Source organism: Psychrobacter sp. FME13 (assembly GCF_014861395.1).
In the GTDB taxonomy this organism is placed as follows: Bacteria; Pseudomonadota; Gammaproteobacteria; order Pseudomonadales; family Moraxellaceae; genus Psychrobacter.
This window is the reverse complement of the sequence record NZ_RRYV01000235.1, coordinates 1-2,968: the sequence shown is the minus strand read 5'-3', so window position 1 is coordinate 2,968 and position 2,968 is coordinate 1. Positions and strand designations below refer to the sequence as shown.

The 2,968-nt window shown below is 42.6% G+C and carries 3 protein-coding genes and 1 pseudogene; all 4 read left to right on the top strand.

The genetic code is table 11. The annotated features are described in order from the left end of the window. Positions 1-133 (top strand): annotated as a pseudogene (locus EI164_RS15400) (IS1 family transposase); the annotation flags it as partial. Positions 134-277: 144 nt separating this feature from the next. Beyond that, positions 278-1,852 (top strand): apolipoprotein N-acyltransferase, encoded by a 1,575-nt coding sequence (gene lnt / locus EI164_RS15395; protein WP_192520836.1) that lies wholly within the window; start codon positions 278-280, stop codon positions 1,850-1,852. A gap of 158 nt (positions 1,853-2,010) precedes the next feature. Beyond that, complete coding sequence (locus tag EI164_RS15390; protein ID WP_192520835.1) at positions 2,011-2,493, top strand: hypothetical protein; 483 nt, start codon at positions 2,011-2,013, stop codon at positions 2,491-2,493. A 362-nt stretch (positions 2,494-2,855) separates the two neighbouring features. Further along, on the top strand, positions 2,856-2,968 hold a 113-nt coding region (locus EI164_RS17540), incomplete at its 3' end, for a transposase (RefSeq protein WP_413038446.1).

The following is a 2,968-nucleotide window of genomic DNA, read 5'->3' as shown; positions in this document are numbered from 1 at the left end:
GGGTAATAACTGTCGCCTTAGACACCGATTAAGACGAGCGGTTAGAAAAACCTGTTGTTTCTCTAAGAAGCTCGATAATCACTTCAAAGTGTTTGATATGGTGTTCTTTTACATCAATTATGGCTACGTCTGATGCCAGCATACTTTTTAGAACACCACCTAATTTTTATATACTGTATTTGATTGTTACATACGGTATTAGAGTCAGGTTCAGCGTTGGTTTTAACCTGAATGCTGCTGCTAACTATTTTAGAAAATATAGTTTTGGATAACTGTTATGCGTCTGTCTACTGTTGATTTGCAAAAACGCCTGAATCCTGAGAAGCCAAAAGGCTTACCGACAGCACTAACTGTATTAATTGCCTTGCTAGCAGGTGCTATTTTTATATTTGCACTTGCGCCTTATGGTATTTGGCCGTTAGCGTTGGTGTCACCTGCTATTTTATACGCACTATTAATGCCTGATATGAGTGGCAAACGTGCATTTCTTATTGGTCAGGCGTATGGTACAGGGCTGTGGTGTGTTGGTGCGTTTTGGCTTTATAACTCCATTCATACTTATGGTGCGATTCCAGTATGGCTTGCGCTGATTATGATTGCGCTGATGGGTCTTGGTATGGGGCTGTTTCATGGCTTTTTGGCGCTCGTATTTAATCGTATGGTTGGCCGTCAGCCGTTGTCTTTTGCGGCGATTTGGATACTACAAGAGTGGTTGAAAACGTGGCTACTCACTGGATTTCCGTGGCTGTTCGTTGGTTATGCCTTTACGGAGCAGTATTGGTTATCGTCATTAGCGCCAGTTGCGGGTGTATTTTCCATCTCATTCGTGGCTGTGTTATTGGCTGCTAGTGTAGTGGAGCTGCTGCGTCGCCGTGCTGGTTACATGGTGATATCGATCGCATTATTAGTGATTAGTAGCGCTTTATGGTTGATAAACCCACAATGGACAAAACCAAAAGGTACGCCTGATTTATCTGTGTCTCTAATCCAAGGTAATATCCCACAAGACGTAAAATGGCTATCTGAATATCAATTAGAAACGCTCAATATTTATGCAACGCTCACAAGTACGGAATGGGGCAGTGATCTTATTCTGTGGCCAGAGTCGTCGATTCCTATGTCTCAGTTAGCGGCGACTGATTTTATCGATGAAATGACCAAGCTTGCCAATGCAACTGATACGACATGGGTAACTGGTATACCTTATATAGACGACGCGGCCTTTGATGCCAGTACTGATAAGTACCCACCGATTTATAATAGTGTGATGGCGCTAGGCACTGATGCAGAAGGACTGTATAAGAAGCAGCGTTTGGTACCATTCGGCGAATATATTCCCTTTCAAGGATTGTTAAATATCCTACCTGATTTGGCAGGTAGTCAAGATATCTCCGGTTATAGCAGTGGTAGTGATGATCAGTCACCGCTAGATGTACGAGGTCATAACTTAGGAGTAGCGATATGTTATGAAGTTGCTTACCCTGATACCACTCGCAAAAATGCCGCTGATACGGATTTTTTATTGACCATCTCAAACGATGCCTGGTTTGGTAAGTCGGCAGGGCCGTTACAACATCTGCAAATGGTGCAAATGCGTTCATTAGAAAATGGCCGTTGGTTCATGCGTGCGACCAATACAGGCGTCACGGCAATTATTGATCATAAAGGCCGTATCGTTGAGCGTGCGCCGCAGTTTGAGCGCACAGTATTAAGAGGTAAGGTACAGGCTCGAGTTGGCAATACACCCTATATGAGCTTTGGTAACTATCCCATGTTATTTATTATAGCGCTGTTGCTACTACTCAGTTATGTGGGTAAACGTGAGGCAACCAGAGCACGTTTGGGCAAGTAGCTACACGCATAACCAGTAGTGACAGTAAGTAATTAGACGCGTCTAGCAAAATCTCGTCGATAATAAATCCTTTAAATACTTAAGGGTTTTAACACATCGGTAAAAATTGCGATATAATAGGCCAATATTTCAAATATTTTGTGCAAGGTGGATAAGGTATGTCAGAAGGTATCGTTAATAACAATCCAAAAAAAGAGTTGTTGTTTGCTCTAGGTGGCATTGCTTTGTTTTTAGGTATTGTCTTACTTATTGGTGTTTCAGCTTTTTTACGCCCAGCAGGTCAGCATATTACTGTTGAGGCGACTGAAGATGCTGAGGCGGCAGTCGTTGCAGATGAAGCAGAAACAGCGACTGATGAAAGTGCAGTAGCTGAAGATGCTGCTGTAACTGAAGATGCAACTGCAACCGAAGAAACTGCAACTGAAGCCACAGATGCTGAAGCACCTGATACTGCGGCAGATGCCACAGTCACACCAACTGATAGTACCGATGGCACCGTCGCTACTGCTGAGTCTGGTACTGCAACGGCGTCTGGTACAGTAAGCCAAGCCGCTGTGGCTGATGCAGATTTGACTGCTGAACAAGCAGATGGCGATTTAGAAGCCGGTGATGTGGCTGAAGTTGATGAAGCAGCACAGTAATTTTAATATAGCCAGTTAAATGACTAAATGGTGACACTTTATTCTAAAATAAGTGGCGTTATGAAGTTTGCATCAACAGTTCTATAAATATAGTAATCGTCTCATGAAGACTAAAAAAAGAGCCCATTCTCAAATATTGAGGATGGGTTTTTTTGTGAGTGGTTGTGTAACTTTGACAAGTTTTTTCTTTACTTGATTATAACCAAGTGAAACAATGTTCCGCCTATATGACCGTTCGTCTGAATCATCAGGGCTTTGGTCATGACAAATATGATCTTTAAAGGAATAGGTGGTGTATCAAAAAGTATGCTGGAGTAATAAAAGAAGGGTGACAGCCGAAGCAAGATGATATATTTGAGGTTATGAAGACACAAATACAGATCAATTGCCCCGACTGTCACAGTCCCAGTTTTTCGATACACGGCAAAAAAAGCTATGGCAAGCAGAACTACCAGTGCAAGGACTGCAAACGTCA

Coding starts and splice junctions, on each gene's coding strand:
- lnt (WP_192520836.1), top strand. CDS start 278: ATGCGTCTGTCTACTGTTGATTTGCAAAAACGCCTGAATCCTGAGAAG.
- EI164_RS15390 (WP_192520835.1), top strand. CDS start 2,011: ATGTCAGAAGGTATCGTTAATAACAATCCAAAAAAAGAGTTGTTGTTT.